This window comes from Enterobacter cloacae complex sp.6700776 (assembly GCF_048284255.1).
GTDB classification, from domain to species: domain Bacteria; phylum Pseudomonadota; class Gammaproteobacteria; order Enterobacterales; family Enterobacteriaceae; genus Enterobacter; species Enterobacter intestinihominis.
In genome coordinates, this window is the sequence record NZ_JBLVYK010000002.1 from 83,308 (window position 1) to 98,826 (window position 15,519).

The window sequence follows — 15,519 nt, forward strand, 5'->3', positions numbered from 1 at the left end:
TTCCTCGTCGGGTTTAACGACGCGGAGGGGATTTTTTTTCATCTGTTTTAATGTATCGACTTTATAAGAGGTCAGGACATGAGCACTTTAGGTCATCAGTACGATAACTCTCTGGTATCTAACGCGTTTGGTTTTTTACGCCTTCCGATGAACTTCCAGCCTTACGACAGCGATGCTGACTGGGTGATCACCGGCGTACCGTTCGACATGGCAACGTCCGGTCGTGCGGGTGGACGTCATGGCCCGGCGGCAATCCGTCAGGTTTCCACCAACCTGGCCTGGGAGCACAACCGCTTCCCGTGGAACTTCGACATGCGCGAGCGCCTGAACGTGGTGGACTGCGGTGATCTGGTGTACGCCTTCGGTGACGCGCGCGAAATGAGCGAAAAATTGCAGGCGCACGCCGAGAAGCTGCTGGCGGCCGGTAAACGCATGCTCTCCTTCGGCGGTGACCACTTCGTGACCCTGCCGCTGCTGCGCGCTCACGCGAAGCACTTCGGTAAAATGGCGCTGGTGCACTTTGACGCGCATACCGACACCTACGCGAACGGCTGCGAATTCGACCACGGCACCATGTTCTACACCGCGCCGAAAGAAGGCCTGATCGATCCGAACCACTCCGTGCAGATCGGCATCCGCACCGAGTTCGACAAAGACAACGGCTTCACCGTACTCGACGCGGGCCAGGTGAACGATCGCGGCGTGGACGATATTCTGGCTCAGGTTAAGCAGATCGTCGGCGATATGCCTGTCTACCTGACCTTCGACATCGACTGCCTGGATCCGGCATTTGCGCCGGGCACCGGTACGCCGGTGATCGGCGGCCTGACCTCAGACCGCGCCATCAAGCTGGTGCGCGGCCTGAAGGATCTGAACATTGTCGGGATGGACGTGGTGGAAGTGGCTCCGGCCTATGACCAGTCCGAGATCACCGCGCTGGCCGCGGCGACCCTGGCGCTGGAAATGCTCTACATCCAGGCAGCGAAAAAAGGCGAATAAGCCTTACGCGCTGATTGCTGCTGCGCGCCGCATGCGCAGCAGCAACATTCCCCAGGCCAGCGTGAAGGTGTGGACAAACCCCGGTTATTTCGCGGGCGATGACCATTCCGGTCAGCGAGCCTAACAAAGGCGAAACCGCGCAGACCGCGGCCCAAAGCGCAATGCTGCTTAATAATCCCTGCCGATAATGAAGTTTGCTTTCAATAACCGACGTTAATAATAGAGCGGAAAAACCATAACCCAGAAGAAAGCAGGTCATGAGTAGACCCTGTAACATTCTGTTTTCATTTAACTGAAAATGTTCGGCAAATTCCGGGTTTAAAATCATTACCGAGATATTTACCCGATCGACGTACGAAATAATAATGAGTAATAAAAGCGCAATCGTGCCTTGCCATCTTGCCGTCATCATGTCCGCCTTACGTTTTTTGTAACTTATATTTTTCATCAATGTGATTGTCACGGAGCTAAAATGATTCACCTGTGAAACTCATTGTTTATTAAAGATAAATTAAAAATGAGTTTCACCGGTGAAACGCGAAAGAGGTGACGTTAATTTATTTTTAAAGAGTAAAAAGAAAGGAAGTCAATATCTTTTATTCAAAATAAGAGACCATTAAAAAAACGTATTTCTCACGCTGTAATAATGAAAATTTCATATCGCTGCATTTTTTCGTGATCCCTTGCACACTTAGTTAATTAATTGCCGATCGATTAACAAATTCGTCACATTGTCGCTTGACGAAACATTCATCGCTTTTATATTGACCGTATTAAATAAGAAACAGAGTTTCATATATGAAACAAAAGCCTGGAGGATCGTGATGAGCTGGATAGGCGTATGTGACGCAGAACAAGTACAGGAAGATTTCCCTTTTAGCGGCAACGTCGACGGGAAAGAGATCGGCGTTTACCTGATCGACGGTGAATATTACGCGCTGGAAGACGTATGCCCCCACGCCTATGCCCTGCTGAGTCAGGGCTTCGTAGAAGACGGCAAGGTGGAATGCCCGCTGCACGAGGCGGTGTTCGACGTCAAAACCGGCCAGTGTCTGCACGGCCCCGGAGGACGCAACCTCAACCGTTACCCGGTTCGGGTCTTTGAAAACCAGATTCAGATTACCTTTGTTGAGGAGACCGTGGCATGAGCGACACGCTGAACTACAACCCGGCGCTGCCGGAAAGCCGCCAGTTTACCCCGCCGGCAGAGGGCGGTAATGGCGCCATTCACAAGCCGGGCGAGTACCAGAACCTGATCTGGCAGACCCGCAGCCGTGAGCCGGAAAGCTGGGAGGTGAAGCTGATTGCGACGCTGGAAGAGCTTTTCGAACAGGGCGTTGAAACCCTGCCGGAGCTGGTAAACGGGCTGAACGCGGTGCGCATGCACGACCAGCAGGGCGAGCCGTGGAGCGACGCCAGCTTCCAGGCATTCTTACAGGTTAACGGCTACTGAGGGCAATGCGATGACAACGACCGTACAACACTATCTGGATAAAGGCCTGCGCGGCCTCTGGTATCCGGTGCTGGCGAGCTGGGAAGTGCAGTCTGCTCCTGTGGGCATCACCCGCCTGGGCGAGCAGATTGTGGTCTGGCGCAACAAAGACGGCCAGGTGCAGGCGCTGGAGGACCGTTGTCCGCACCGCGGCGCGCGCCTGTCTATGGGCTGGAACCTCGGCGACCGCATCGCCTGCTGGTATCACGGCGTAGAGGTGGCGGGCAACGGCGAGGTGAAAGACGTGCCCGCTGTGGATAAATGTCCGCTGGTCGGCCAGCAGTGCGTGCGCAGCTATAACGTGCAGGAGGCGCACGGCGCCATCTTCCTCTGGTTTGGCGTCACCGCGGATCAGCAGCCGGACGAACTGACCTTCCCGGATGAACTCGCCGACACGGAAAACTTCAGCAACTTCCTCTGCACCGCCGCGTGGAAATGCAATTACCAGTACGCGCTGGAAAACGTGATGGACCCGATGCACGGCACCTATCTGCACTCCTCCTCGCACTCGATGGCGGAAGGGGATCGCAAGGCCGACATGGTGCTCCAGCCGACCAAAACCGGCTTTATCTTTGAGAAGAAAGGGCAGAGCGGCGTCAACTTCGACTGGGTGGAGCTGGGCAACAGCGGCACCTGCTGGATGCGTCTCTCCATTCCGTACAAGAAGCGTTTCGGGCCGGGCGGCCACTTCTTTATCGTCGGCATGGTGGTGCCGGAAGATAACGACAACTGCCGCGTCTTCTTCTGGCGCATTCGCCGGGTGCAGGGCTGGCAGCGCGATATGTGGCGCTTCATGTACCGCAACCGGCTGGAAAAACTGCACTGGGAAGTGCTGGAGCAGGACCGCGTGGTGCTGGAGAGCCTGGCGCCAAACGCCCGCGATCATGAATACCTGTATCAGCACGACGTTGGCCTCTCGCGCCTGCGTCGCATGATGCAAAAGGCCGCCAAAGAGCAGCTGGCGATGCGTGAAGCACAGCAGGGGGCCGCCTGATGAACGGGCTGCTGAGCGGTAAGCGCATCGTCATAACCGGCGCCGCGCGCGGGCTGGGCTACCACTTTTCCCAGGCCTGCGCGGAGCAGGGCGCGGCGGTGGTGATGTGCGACATCCTCAAAGGCGAGCTGGCCGAGAGCGCCCACCGGCTGAGCGAGCGGGGATATGCGATCGAATCGCACGTTATCGATCTGGCCGATCCGCAGTCCATTGAGCAGGTGTTCAGCGCGATTGGCGAGCAGGGGCTGATTGACGGCCTGGTGAACAACGCGGCGATGGCGACGGGCGTCGGCGGCAAAAATATGCTCGATTACGATCCGGATCTCTGGGATCGGGTGATGAGCGTCAATGTCAAAGGCACCTGGCTGGTGACGCGCGCCGCGGTGCCGCTGCTGCGCGAGGGGGCGGGCATCGTGAACGTCGCGTCCGACACCGCACTGTGGGGCGCGCCGCGCCTGATGGCCTACGTCGCCAGCAAGGGCGCCGTGATTGCCATGACCCGCTCAATGGCGCGCGAACTGGGTGAAAAGCGTATACGCATTAACGCCATCGCGCCGGGGCTAACCCGCGTCGAGGCGACGGAATATGTCCCCGCCGAACGGCATCAACTCTACGAAAACGGCCGCGCGTTAACCGGGGCACAGCAGCCGGAAGACGTCACCGGCAGCGTGGTCTGGCTGTTAAGCGATCTGTCGCGGTTCATCACCGGACAGCTGATCCCGGTCAACGGCGGTTTTGTCTTTAACTAAGGTAGGGCGATGATGGCAAACGATCAGGAAGTGAAGTATCTGGTGCCGGGGCTGGAGCGCGGTTTACAGCTGCTGTTGGCCTTTGGCGAGCAGCATCGCGATCTGACCTTTGCCGAACTGCATCGGCTGGTGGATATGCCGAAGGCCACCGCCTATCGCGTGGTACAGACGCTGGAGTACATGGGATTTCTGGAGCGCAACACGCGCACCAATACCTTTTCGCTGGGCATGAACGTGCTGCGTCTTGGCTTTGAGTACATCGCCTCGCTGGACGTGGCGCAGGTCGGCCAGCCGGTGATCGAGCAATTGCGCGACGTGAGCCAGTGCAGCAGCCATCTGGCGATCCGCGACGGGCGCGACATTATCTATATCGCCCGCGTCAGCGCCGCCGGGTCGCGTATCAACCAGGTCAGCATTGGTACCCGTCTGCCGGTGCACTGCACCTCGCTGGGCCGCATGCTGTTGACCGATATTTCCCGCGCTGATTTCGAACAGCTGTTCCCGCATGAGCGCCTGCCGGGCAACACGCCGGGGCAGCTTCACGACCGCGAAGCCCTGTGGCAGATGGTGCAGCAGGACAAAGCCCGCGGGTATGTCATTGGCGAATCCTTCTTCCGCCACGGCATCTCTTCCATCGTCTACCCGGTGTATGACCGAAGCGGCCGCGTGGCGGCGGTGGTCAGCATTCTGGTGCCGTCGGAGGAGATCCCACTGAGCGACCGCGAGCGCCTGCAAAACGAGGTTCGCCTTGCGGCGGATAAAATTTCTGGCTTCTTAGGGTATCTGTCACAGGCCAGTTAAATCAGTGAGTTAACGTCAGGCGCTTGACTGCGTCGGGCATGTTTTACGCCCAATCTGGGCCAGATGAGGCAACGAACGATGAGTATAACCGGAATTGAAAAGCTGGAATTTGGTGTGGAAGATCTGACGCACTGCGCCAAATTTATGCGTGATTTTGGCCTGACGGGCGATGCCAGCGGCCAGCGTTTCACCACCCTGAGCGGCGCGCGCGTGGAGCTTAACCCGATCGACAGCCCCGACCTGCCGCCCGCGTTTGAAGCGGGCAACACTCTGCGCCGCATGACCTGGGCGGTTGCCAGACAGTCTGAGCTGGACGCGCTGCGCCCGAAGCTGGCGCAACAGCCAGGTTTTCGTGAAGTGGGCGACGCGCTGGAATGCCTGGATCCGAACGGCATGACGCTGCGCGTGCAGGTGACCCAGCAGACCGACGTGGAGCTTAACGTCGAGCCAATAAACCAGTGGGGCGACGCCCGCCGTATCGACACGCCCAGCCCGGTTTACGATCGCGCCCAGCCGATCAACGCGGGGCATGTGGTGTTCTTCGTGGAAGAGTTGGCGGCAGTAGAGAAATTCTACCGCGAGGTGCTCGGCTTCCAGGTCTCGGATCGCTATATCAACCGCGCCGTGTTCCTGCGCTGCGGGGCGCGTGGCGGCCATCACAACCTGTTCTTGCTGCAACTGCCGAACCGCAAGCGCGGCCTCAACCATGTGGCCTTCACCGTGCGCGACATCCACGAGGTGATCGGCGGCGGTATCGCGATGAATAAACATGACTGGAGCACCTTTATCGGGCCGGGCCGTCATCCGGTGTCGTCGGCGTACTTCTGGTACGTCAACAGCCCGACCGGCGGCGCGTTTGAGTATTACACCAACGACGACTACCTGACCGAAAACTGGCAGCCGCGTGAGCTGGAGCACTCCCTGGTCTCCTTTACCGAATGGGCGGTGGAGGGCGGGATTGACCACGACACGCGCCGTCAGCAGAAAAAGCCGGAGGCGGTATGACATCGCGCATTGTCATTATCGGCGGCGGCCAGGCGGGCGGCTGGGCGGCGAAAACCCTGCGTGACGAGGGCTTCGACGGCGAGATTTGCGTGGTAGCGGAAGAGGAATGGGATTTCTACGAGCGGCCGCCGCTGTCAAAAGCGTCTCTGCTGGAGCCGGACGCGGCGCTTCCGCGGCTGTTTAGCGAAGAAGCGCAGCAGGCGCTGAACCTGATCTGGTACCGCCCGCTGCGTGCTGAATCAGTCGATCGTGAAGAGAAAATCGTGCGTTTAAGCAACGGCGAACGTCTTAGTTACAACATCCTTTTAATCGCTACCGGCGGGCGGGCGCGCCTGCCTTCGCAGGCGTGGGCCAGCCATCCGCAGGTCTACACCCTGCGCCACTGGCAGGACGCGCAGCGCCTGAAAAGTCGCCTGTCGGAAAGTCACAAACTGGCGATTATCGGCGGCGGCTGGATTGGCCTTGAGATTGCCGCTTCCGCGCGGAAAAGCGGCGTGGCGGTCACCCTGTTCGAGCAGCAGCCTGCGCTCTGCATGCGCTCGGTGAGCGGCGAGGTGTCCCAGCGCCTGGAGGCCATCCACCGCGAGCAGGGGGTGGAGATCCGTACCGGTTGCGGCGCGCTGGAGCTGGAGGACGACGGCGGACTGCCGGTCATCCACTGCGACGGCAACCGTGAAACCTTTGATGCGGTCGTGGTCGGGATCGGCGTCGATCTCAATCTGGAGCTGGCGCTTGATGCGGGGCTGAAAACCGGGCGCGGGATCGTGGTGGATGCCCATGGACGCACCTCGGATCCATTCATCTTTGCCGCAGGAGATGTCGCCCAGCACCATCACTACGGCCTGTGCATCCAGTCCTGGGCCTTCGCCCAGAATCAGGCGGTGGCGACGGCGAAAGCGATGCTCAACCGCGATGCGCCAGGTTATGACGACGCGCCGTGGCTGTGGTCGGATCAATATCAGCACAATATTCAGATCCTCGGTATTCCGCAGCCGGAGAGTAAAACGATAGTGCGTGAAGATGCGCTGTTCTTCTCGCTGGATGAAAACGGGCGGCTGACGCAGCTGGTGGCGTTCAACGATGCGCGCACCGTCAAGCTGGCGAAGCGCTGGATGGCGGCGGGGCGGGATCTGTCGAACGTACCGCTTGCCGACCCGACATTTTCACTGATGTCACTGCGATAGCTAACCCGCACCCGTAGGGGGAGAGATGACCACACTAGAGACGAACACCGCGCCGGTTGAGGCGAGCGGTGAGGGGACCCGCACGCCCGAAAAAGCGGTGCGCTGGGCCATCCCGCTGTCGCTGCTGGCCTGCGTGCTGCTGGCGTTTTTCGACAAAATCAGCATCGCGGCGCTCTTTTCGGATACCCATTTCCAGCAGGCGATGGGCATTGATTTCGACACCACGCGCCTCGGCATATTGATGAGCGCCTTCCTGCTGAGCTACGGCTTTTCGTCGGTATTTTTGAGCGGTTTAGGCGACAAAATCGCGCCGCTGCGCCTGCTCACCGGGATGATGGCTGTGTGGTGCGTGCTGATGGTGACGATGGGCTTTACCCATAACTACACGCTGATGATCGTCCTGCGCATCCTGCTGGGCGTGGCGGAAGGGCCGCTGTTCCCGCTGGCTTTCGCCATCGTGCGCCACAACTTCCCGCAGCATCTGCAGGCGCGCGCCACCATGCTGTGGCTGCTGGGCACACCGGTAGGGGCGGCAATTGGCTTCCCGCTCTCCCTCTGGCTGCTGAACACCTTCGGCTGGCAGAGCACCTTCTTTGTCATGGCCATGCTTACCGTGCCGGTGCTTATCTTTGTACGCATCGGCCTGCGCGGGATCCGTCTGGAGGCTAAACCCGGCACTTCGCAGGCGTCACAGGACGAGCGGCGTGCCGCGCGGCGCGAGCTGTTCGTCAGCCCGCACTTCTGGATCATCTGCATCTTTAACATCGCGTTCCTGACCTACCTGTGGGGCATCAACGGCTGGCTGCCGGGCTACCTGATCAAAGGCAAAGGCATTCACCTTGAGCATGCAGGCTGGCTGTCGTCGATGCCGTTCATCGCCATGCTGGCGGGGGAAGTGATTGGCGCGTGGCTCTCGGACAGGGTCGATAAGCGCGCGGCGGCCTGCTTTATCTCGATGGCGGGGGCGGCGGTGGGGCTGGCGGCGGTGATGCACCTCGATACCCCGCTCGCCGTCATCGCGGCGATGAGCTTCAGCACCTTTATGTGGGGCACCGGCGCGCCCAACATTTTCGCCCTGCTGGCGAAGGCCACCCATCCCCGGGTGAGCGCCACGGCGGGCGGCATTTTCAACGGGCTGGGAAACTTTGCAGGCGCGCTGTCGCCGGCGGTGATGGGCGCGCTTATCGCCTTCACCCACAGCATGGATTCCGGGCTGATTTTTCTGGCGGTGATGGCGGCGGTGGGCTGCGTCCTGTTACTGCCGCTGCTGAGACGTTACTGAGGAGAGTGTCATGACTGATTCAACCGTAACCCACAAAACGGGCATCAAACCTGACCATCTGACGATGGAAGAGTGGGTCGAGTCGCGCATCGCGCGCTTCGAAGGCCGTAAATACGACTGGAACGCGCTGAAGTTCCAGGCCGATTTTGACCCGAAATACCGCCGGGCGCAGATGCGCTACATCGGCACCGGCGCAACCGGCGTGGCGAACGACACCAATACCGTGCAGGCGGACCATTTTACCTTCTCCACCATGGTACTGCCGTCGAAGTGCGAAGGGCCGCTGCACCTGCACGACGACGTGGAAGAGGTGTTCTTCATGCTCAAGGGGCAGATCACGCTGATGATCCAGGACGGCGACAACTACACCGAAACCGTGCTGCGCGAGCGTGACCTGATCTCCGTCCCGCCGGGCATCTATCGCGGCCTGTTTAACCACGGGGAAGAGGAGGCGCTGATGTGCGTCATGCTGGGAACCAACAAGCCGGAAATCCCGACCTATCCGTCCGACCATCCGCTCTCGAAAGTGAAGCGGAACTAAGGGGGCGCCATGACGGGTTTTCGTGAACAGGGAAGCGGCATTCCGCTGATGCTGCTACACGGGATCAGCTCTGGCGCTGCGTCCTGGCACAAGCAGATGGCGCTGAACGGTTTTCGCGTGCTGGCGTGGGACATGCCCGGTTATGGCGAAAGCCCGATGCTGGCCGTCGCGCGGGCAAACGCGGGGGATTACGCCGACGTGCTGGCGGCGATGCTGGATCGCGCCGGTGTCTGGCAGGCGGTGCTGGTGGGCCATTCCCTGGGGGCACTGGTCGCAAGTGCCTTTGCGGCGAAGTTCCCGGATCGCGTCATTCATCTTGTACTGGCCGACGCTGCGCAGGGCTACGGCAATGCCGCGCCGGAGCAGCGGGAGCAGGTCTGGCGCAACCGCGAGCAGCAGATGGCGTTGGGCGGCGAAATCCTCGCCCAGACCCGTGCCGCGAAGCTGCTGCGCCCCGGCGCGCGCGCGGAAGATATCGCCACCGTCGCGGCGGGCATGCGCACGCTGCGCCCGGAAGGCTACCTTGCCGCCGCGTGGATGCTGGCGCATGACGACATTCACGGCTGGCTTAAACGATACTCCGGCACGTTTGAAGTCTGGTGCGGCGAGCAGGACGCGATAACGCAGCCCGAACTGGTGCAGGGGCTGGCGCTGCGCTACGGCATGCCGTTTACCGCCATTCCGCAGGCCGGGCACGCCAGCTATCTCGATAACGACGTGTTTTTCAACCAACAGCTTTTACGCATTAACGAAGAGGTGCGCGATGAATGCACAAATTGACGGGCGCGTAGCGGTAGTCACCGGCGGTTCTTCTGGCATTGGCTTTGAAACGCTGCGCCTGCTGCTGGGTGAAGGGGCGAAAGTCGCCTTCTGCGGCCGTGACCCGGATCGGCTCGCCAGCGCCCATGCGACGCTGCAAAACGAATTCCCCCACGGGGAGATTTTTTCTTACCGCTGCGACGTGCTGAACGCCGACGAGGTTCAGGCCTTTGCGGATGCGGTGCAGGCGCGCTTTGGCGCGGCTGATCTGCTGATCAACAACGCCGGGCAGGGCTACGTGGCGCACTTCCATGACACCCCGCGCGAGGCGTGGCTGCACGAGGCAGAGCTGAAGCTGTTTGGCGTCATCAATCCGGTGCAGGCGTTTCAGCCGCTGCTGGAGCAGTCAGACATTGCCTCTGTTACCTGCGTCAACTCCCTGCTGGCGCTACAGCCGGAGGAGCACATGATCGCTACCTCCGCTGCTCGTGCCGCGCTGCTGAACATGACGCTGACGCTCTCGAAAGAACTGGTGGGTAAAGGCATTCGCGTCAATTCCATTTTGCTCGGCATGGTGGAGTCCGGCCAGTGGCAGCGCCGCTTTGAAAACCGGGCGGACAAAAGCCAGAGCTGGCAGGAGTGGACGGCGGATATCGCGCGCAAGCGCGGCATTCCAATGGCGCGCCTCGGCAAGCCGCAGGAGCCCGCGCAGGCGCTGCTGTTCCTCGCCTCGCCGCTGGCCTCGTTTACCACCGGCGCCGCGCTGGACGTTTCCGGCGGCTTCTGTCGCCATCTGTAAGGACGCATCATGAAAAAGGTAATGTTGATTGGTTTTGGTGCCATGGCGCAGGCGGTGATTGAGCGCCTGCCCGCCGGTGTGGCTATCGGCTGGATCGTGGCGCGCGCGTCTCACCATGCCGCCATTCACGACCAGTTTGGCGATGCGGTCGAGGCGCTGTCGTCGCCAATGGCGTGCGCGCAAACGCCGGATCTGGTGCTGGAATGCGCCAGCCAGCAGGCGGTGGCCCAGTACGGGGAAGAGATCCTGCGTCGCGGCTGGCATCTGGCCGTCATTTCCACCGGCGCGCTGGCGGACAGCGCGCTGGAGCAGCGTCTGCTCGCCGCGGGCGGAAAACTGACTCTGCTTTCCGGTGCAGTGGCCGGTATCGACGGGCTGGCGGCAGCGAAAGAGGGTGGGCTTGAACGCGTCACCTATCAGTCGCGCAAAAGCCCGGCCAGCTGGCGCGGCAGCTATGCCGAGCAGCTTATCGATCTGAATTCAGTGGCTGAGGCAAAGGTCTTTTTTGAAGGCAGCGCTCGCGAGGCGGCGCGGCTGTTCCCGGCGAACGCCAACGTAGCGGCGACCGTGGCGCTCGGCGGCGTCGGGATGGATGACACCCGCGTGCAGCTGATGGTTGACCCGGCAACGAAACGTAACACCCACACGCTGCACGTCGAAGGGCTGTTTGGCGAATTCCATCTGGAGCTGAGCGGGCTGCCGCTGGCGTCTAACCCTAAAACCTCCACCCTGGCGGCACTGAGCGCGGTGCGCGCCTGCCGCGAGCTGGCCCTGAGCTGAGGAGTGACGATGGACGATCTGAAGATTTTTATCGGCGGCCAGTGGCGACACGGCGGAGGTAACCCGATGCAGAGCCACTTCCCGGCAGACGGGTCGATCAACGCGACGCTGAACGCCGCCAGTCTGGATGACCTGGAGGAGGCGGTAGACGCCGGAGAGCGCGCGTGGCGCGATCCCGCCTGGCGTAACAGCCTTCCGCACGTGCGGGCGAAGATCCTGCACAAGGTGGCGGATCTTATTGAATCCCGTGTGGATGAACTGGCGCAGATGCAGAGCCGGGATAACGGCAAGCCGCTGGCGGAAGCGTGCGGGCTGGTGATGAGCGCGGCGGGAACGGCGCGCTACTTTGCCGCCGCCTGCGAGCTGCTGGAAGGGGAACTTCCGACACCGCGCCAGCCGGATCTGCTGACGCTGAGCCGCTACGAGCCCCTTGGCGTGGTAGCGGCCATCACGCCGTGGAACTCGCCGATTGCCAGCGAAATGCAGAAGGTCGCACCGGCGATTGCCGCCGGGAACGCGGTGATCCTCAAGCCCGCCGAAGCCACGCCGCTGATGGCGCTGGAGTTGGCGCGGATTTTTGAACAGGCCGGGCTGCCCGCCGGGCTGCTGAGCGTGCTGCCGGGCAAAGGCTCGGTGATTGGTGATGCGCTGGCGCGTCATCCTCGCGTGCGCAAAATTTCCTTTACCGGCGGAACCACTACGGGCCGTCATCTGGCGCACGTGGCGGCGGAAAAACTGATCCCGGCCTCGCTGGAGCTGGGCGGCAAATCGCCGACTATCGTGCTGGAGGATGCCGATATCGAACAGGCGGTGCGTGGGATCTGCTACGGCATTTTCAGCTCGGCAGGGCAGGCGTGCATCGCCGGATCGCGGCTGTTTATCCACGAGAGTATTTACGCCCCGCTGATGGCGAGGCTGCTGGAATTAACTCGCGGGCTGCGCGTCGGGCATCCGTTTACCGACGGCGTGCATGTCGGACCGCTGATCGGCGAGAAACATCGCCAGAGCGTGATCGAGTACGTCGAACTGGCGAAGCGGGAAGGGGGCCGCGTGCTGTGCGGCGGCGAGATCCCCGCCGATCCCGCTCTGGCAAACGGTAGCTTCTTCCAGCCAACCATTATCGAAGGGCTACACAACAGCGCCCGCGCATGTCAGGAAGAGATCTTCGGCCCGGTGCTGGTGGCGATGCCGTTTGGCGATGAAGCGGCGCTTATTCGCGAGGCGAACGACTCGGTTTACGGCCTGGCGGCGGGGATCTGGACGCGCGATACCGGGCGCGCCCTGCGTCTCAGCGAGCAGCTGGAGGCAGGCACGGTGTGGATCAACACCTACAAGGTTTTTGCGATTTCGACCCCGTTCGGGGGCTTTAAAGAGAGCGGTCTGGGCCGCGAGAAGGGTATCCAGGGGCTGAAAGCCTGGATGCAACAAAAGAGCATTTATCTGGCGACGGGTAACAGCGTCAACCACTGGTGCGACTGAGAAAGGGTGAGCAATGAGCGAAATGATAACCGTCGGCGACGCCATCGCCAGAACGCTGGAGCAGTATCAGGTTGAGGCCATCTACGGCGTCATCTCCATTCACAACCTGCCGATAGCGGATGCGGTTGGGCAGCGGGGCAATATCCGCTTTGTACCCGCGCGCGGTGAAGCCGGTTCCGTCACCATGGCCGATGCTCACGGGCGCTTTTCCGGCCTCGGCGTGGCGCTGACCAGCACCGGCGCGGGGGCCGGGAACGCGGTAGGCGCGCTGGTGGAAGCGATGAATGCCTGCACGCCGCTGCTGCATTTAACCGGGCAGGTAGAGAAAGCCTGGCTGGACGCCGACACCGGGTTTATCCATGAAACCCGCGATCAGCTGACCTTCCTGAAGGCCAGCTCAAAACGGGCGTACCGTATCAGCAATGCGAATCAGGCGATAGCCATTCTGCATAAAGCCATCCAGGACGCGCAGACCCCGCCGTGCGGACCGGTTTCGGTGGAAATCCCGATTGATATTCAGGGCGCCAAAATTCCGCTGTCGCTGGTAACCGCCCCGGTCAAACCGGCATCGGTTCCAGCCGTGGATACCGGGATGGTTGACGCGCTGTGGGCGCAGCTCAAACAGGCGAAACAGCCGCTGCTGTGGCTGGGCGGCGGGGCGCTGGGAAGCGCTGAGGCGGTGAAAAAACTGGCGGATGCGGGCATCACCGTGATTTCCAGCACCCACGCGCGCGGCGTGCTGCCGGACGACCACCGCGCCAGCCTGCGGGCGTTCCACAACTCGCCGTCGGTGGAGGCGCTGATTGCGCAGTGTGATTTTACGCTGGTGGCCGGTTCACGTCTGCGCAGCAACGAAACCCGCTCCTGGACGCTTGAGCTGCCGTCCCCGTGCGTGCAGATTGATATCGACCCGGCGGCGGCCAGCCGTAACTACCTGATGGATAGCACGTTGATAGCAGATTGTTCAGCGCTGCTTGGCGCGCTGGCTAAAAAAGTGCAGAGCCGCGAGTGGGGCAACGCCCAGTGGGATATGCAGGTGCAGCAGGCGGTCGGGCAAGCTGAGCAGGGGCTGCGCGAGCAGTGCGGCGCCTATGCGAAGCTTAACGACGCCATAGAAAAAGCCCTGCCGAAAGACGGCCTGCTGGTGCGCGATATCACCGTGTCCGGCAGCCTGTGGGGTAGCCGTCTGTTCAGGGCTAACGGTCCGCTGCTGAACATTCACTCCCTCGCCGGGGCGATTGGTATGGGACTGCCGATGGCCATCGGCACCGCGATTGCTAACCCGCAGCGCAGGGTGGTGGGACTGGTGGGCGACGGCGGCCTGAGCCTGAATTTAGGCGAGCTGGCGACGCTGGCGCAGGAGAAAGCCAACGTGACGCTGCTCATCATGAACGACGGGGGCTACGGCGTAATGCGCGGTATTCAGGATAAATATTTTGGCGGGCGTCAGTATTATAACGAACTGCATACACCGGACTTTACCCTGCTGGCGCAGGCGATTGGCCTACAGGCCTGGAGCGTTGAGCGGGCTGAGGACTTTGATGCGGTGATGACGGAAGCGCTGGCGATGCCGGGGCCGTCGGTGGTGGAAGTGCGGATGGGGCAGATTGGCGCCCTGAAGTTTGCCGGGCCGCCACAGAAAACGCTGTACTGATTGAGCCTTGTTGCCCGGTAGCGCGGCGCGCACCGGGCCGAAGTTTTATTTAATTCCGTCTGCCGCCATGCGGTCACGGATATGCTGCGCGCGTTCAACGGAGGCCGGGTGATCGTCAAACATGGAGCTTTGACGGCCTTCCTCCAGTTTCGCCAGTTTTTCGAAGCTGGTGGCTAAACCCGATGGATTGATGCCGCGTTTGCGCAACAGATCGTAAGAGTAGTCATCCGCTTCCGACTCCTGACGCTGGGAGAACTGGGAGTTAACCAGTTTCTCACCCACGTCGCCCAGCTGCGACTGGGACAGGCTGCCGACAATGCCGCCCGCAGAGGCCGCCGCAGCACGCACGGCATTGGTGCCCAGCGCAACCTGCATCCCTTTCTTCACGTGACCGAGAGCAACGTGACCCATTTCATGGCCGATCACCGCTTCCACTTCGTTGTCGGTCATCATGTCCATCAGGCCGCTGTAAACGCGGATACAGCCGTTAGCCATCGCGAAGGCGTTTACGTCTTTCGCCATATACACCTTGTAGTTCACCGGCTGACCGTTAATGTTGTCGCCCAGCGCGGAAGCAATCTTGTTCAGACGCTGCGTGTAGGTGCTGTTTGCCGGGGCAAGCGTAGCTTTTCCATCCATATCCTTACAGGCCTCGTCGCTCAGCGCTTTCACCTGCGCATCGCTCAATGAGTAGGCCTGAAAAGCTTCTGCGCCTGAGGTCATCAGGCCGTTAGAATCCATATTCTGACAGCCGCTTAGCAGGAGCGTTGTTCCCACAGCCAGCCCAATTGCACGCATTTTCATGATGTTGCTTCCGTACTCGTTAATCTGAATTAATTCCGAAAAATGCACCGTCAACGAAGCCGGTGTCGGGCTAAGTATAAGGAATATCTACAGGGGCGGGCGAGTAGATTGCGCAACATGCGAGCATGATCCAGAGATTTCTTAAGCTGCAAAAGAATGGTCCATGTACATGCCCTGCGGCTTGGGTTACATTGTTG

General features: G+C 60.9%; 16 protein-coding genes and 1 pseudogene. 15 read left to right on the top strand and 2 right to left on the bottom strand.

Annotation, left to right across the window (positions count from 1 at the left end):
• Positions 1–78: 78 nt before the first annotated feature.
• A complete protein-coding gene (gene speB / locus ACNQ0T_RS04400) occupies positions 79–999 on the top strand; it encodes an agmatinase (RefSeq protein WP_017382921.1) in 921 nt (306 codons plus the stop codon).
• A 76-nt stretch (positions 1,000–1,075) separates the two neighbouring features.
• Here speB and ACNQ0T_RS04405 read toward each other — a convergent pair.
• Positions 1,076–1,408, bottom strand: a pseudogene (locus tag ACNQ0T_RS04405) (MFS transporter); the annotation flags it as partial.
• Between the two features lie 415 nt (positions 1,409–1,823).
• Here ACNQ0T_RS04405 and ACNQ0T_RS04410 point away from each other — a divergent pair.
• The 14 genes from ACNQ0T_RS04410 to ACNQ0T_RS04475 all read left to right on the top strand — a co-directional run bounded on the left by ACNQ0T_RS04410 (position 1,824) and on the right by ACNQ0T_RS04475 (position 14,518).
• Positions 1,824–2,147 carry a Rieske (2Fe-2S) protein gene (locus tag ACNQ0T_RS04410; protein WP_003860044.1) on the top strand — a complete coding sequence of 108 codons (324 nt, stop codon included), beginning with the start codon at positions 1,824–1,826 and terminating at the stop codon, positions 2,145–2,147.
• Entirely contained in the window at positions 2,144–2,452 is a 309-nt protein-coding gene (locus ACNQ0T_RS04415) for a recombinase-like helix-turn-helix domain-containing protein (RefSeq protein WP_022649346.1), read from the top strand. Before ACNQ0T_RS04410 ends, ACNQ0T_RS04415 begins: the two co-directional genes overlap by 4 nt.
• Positions 2,453–2,462: 10 nt before the next feature.
• Complete coding sequence (locus tag ACNQ0T_RS04420; RefSeq protein ID WP_017692695.1) at positions 2,463–3,485, top strand: aromatic ring-hydroxylating oxygenase subunit alpha; 1,023 nt, start codon at positions 2,463–2,465, stop codon at positions 3,483–3,485.
• A complete protein-coding gene (locus ACNQ0T_RS04425; RefSeq protein WP_063147405.1) occupies positions 3,485–4,234 on the top strand; it encodes an SDR family oxidoreductase in 750 nt (249 codons plus the stop codon). Before ACNQ0T_RS04420 ends, ACNQ0T_RS04425 begins: the two co-directional genes overlap by 1 nt.
• A gap of 12 nt (positions 4,235–4,246) precedes the next feature.
• On the top strand, positions 4,247–5,035 hold the full coding sequence (locus ACNQ0T_RS04430) for an IclR family transcriptional regulator (protein ID WP_032671673.1): 789 nt from the start codon (positions 4,247–4,249) through the stop codon (positions 5,033–5,035).
• 78 nt (positions 5,036–5,113) lie between these two features.
• A complete protein-coding gene (locus ACNQ0T_RS04435) occupies positions 5,114–6,040 on the top strand; it encodes a VOC family protein (protein WP_417929661.1) in 927 nt (308 codons plus the stop codon).
• The gene (locus ACNQ0T_RS04440; RefSeq protein ID WP_417929662.1) at positions 6,037–7,224 is read left to right on the top strand and encodes an NAD(P)/FAD-dependent oxidoreductase; all 1,188 of its coding nucleotides are present in this window, start codon (positions 6,037–6,039) and stop codon (positions 7,222–7,224) included. The genes ACNQ0T_RS04435 and ACNQ0T_RS04440 overlap by 4 nt, the downstream gene beginning before the upstream one ends.
• A 25-nt stretch (positions 7,225–7,249) precedes the next feature.
• The gene (locus tag ACNQ0T_RS04445) at positions 7,250–8,506 is read left to right on the top strand and encodes an MFS transporter (RefSeq protein WP_417929663.1); all 1,257 of its coding nucleotides are present in this window, start codon (positions 7,250–7,252) and stop codon (positions 8,504–8,506) included.
• A gap of 10 nt (positions 8,507–8,516) precedes the next feature.
• Positions 8,517–9,047, top strand: coding sequence for a cupin domain-containing protein (locus ACNQ0T_RS04450; protein WP_022649339.1), 531 nt, complete (start codon positions 8,517–8,519; stop codon positions 9,045–9,047).
• Between the two features lie 9 nt (positions 9,048–9,056).
• Positions 9,057–9,827: an alpha/beta fold hydrolase gene (locus tag ACNQ0T_RS04455; RefSeq protein WP_038416704.1), complete on the top strand. Its 771-nt coding sequence runs from the start codon at positions 9,057–9,059 to the stop codon at positions 9,825–9,827.
• Positions 9,811–10,605 (top strand): SDR family oxidoreductase, encoded by a 795-nt coding sequence (locus ACNQ0T_RS04460; RefSeq protein WP_417929664.1) that lies wholly within the window; start codon positions 9,811–9,813, stop codon positions 10,603–10,605. Before ACNQ0T_RS04455 ends, ACNQ0T_RS04460 begins: the two co-directional genes overlap by 17 nt.
• Positions 10,606–10,614: 9 nt before the next feature.
• On the top strand, positions 10,615–11,385 hold the full coding sequence (locus tag ACNQ0T_RS04465; protein WP_324285985.1) for an aspartate dehydrogenase: 771 nt from the start codon (positions 10,615–10,617) through the stop codon (positions 11,383–11,385).
• A 9-nt stretch (positions 11,386–11,394) separates the two neighbouring features.
• Complete coding sequence (locus tag ACNQ0T_RS04470) at positions 11,395–12,864, top strand: aldehyde dehydrogenase (protein ID WP_063150138.1); 1,470 nt, start codon at positions 11,395–11,397, stop codon at positions 12,862–12,864.
• Positions 12,865–12,877: 13 nt separating this feature from the next.
• A complete protein-coding gene (locus tag ACNQ0T_RS04475; RefSeq protein WP_417929665.1) occupies positions 12,878–14,518 on the top strand; it encodes a thiamine pyrophosphate-binding protein in 1,641 nt (546 codons plus the stop codon).
• A gap of 45 nt (positions 14,519–14,563) precedes the next feature.
• On the opposite strand, the gene ACNQ0T_RS04480 is transcribed toward ACNQ0T_RS04475, so the two are convergent.
• The gene (locus ACNQ0T_RS04480; protein ID WP_003860073.1) at positions 14,564–15,322 is read right to left on the bottom strand and encodes a M48 family metallopeptidase; all 759 of its coding nucleotides are present in this window, start codon (positions 15,320–15,322) and stop codon (positions 14,564–14,566) included.
• Positions 15,323–15,519 lie beyond the last annotated feature (197 nt).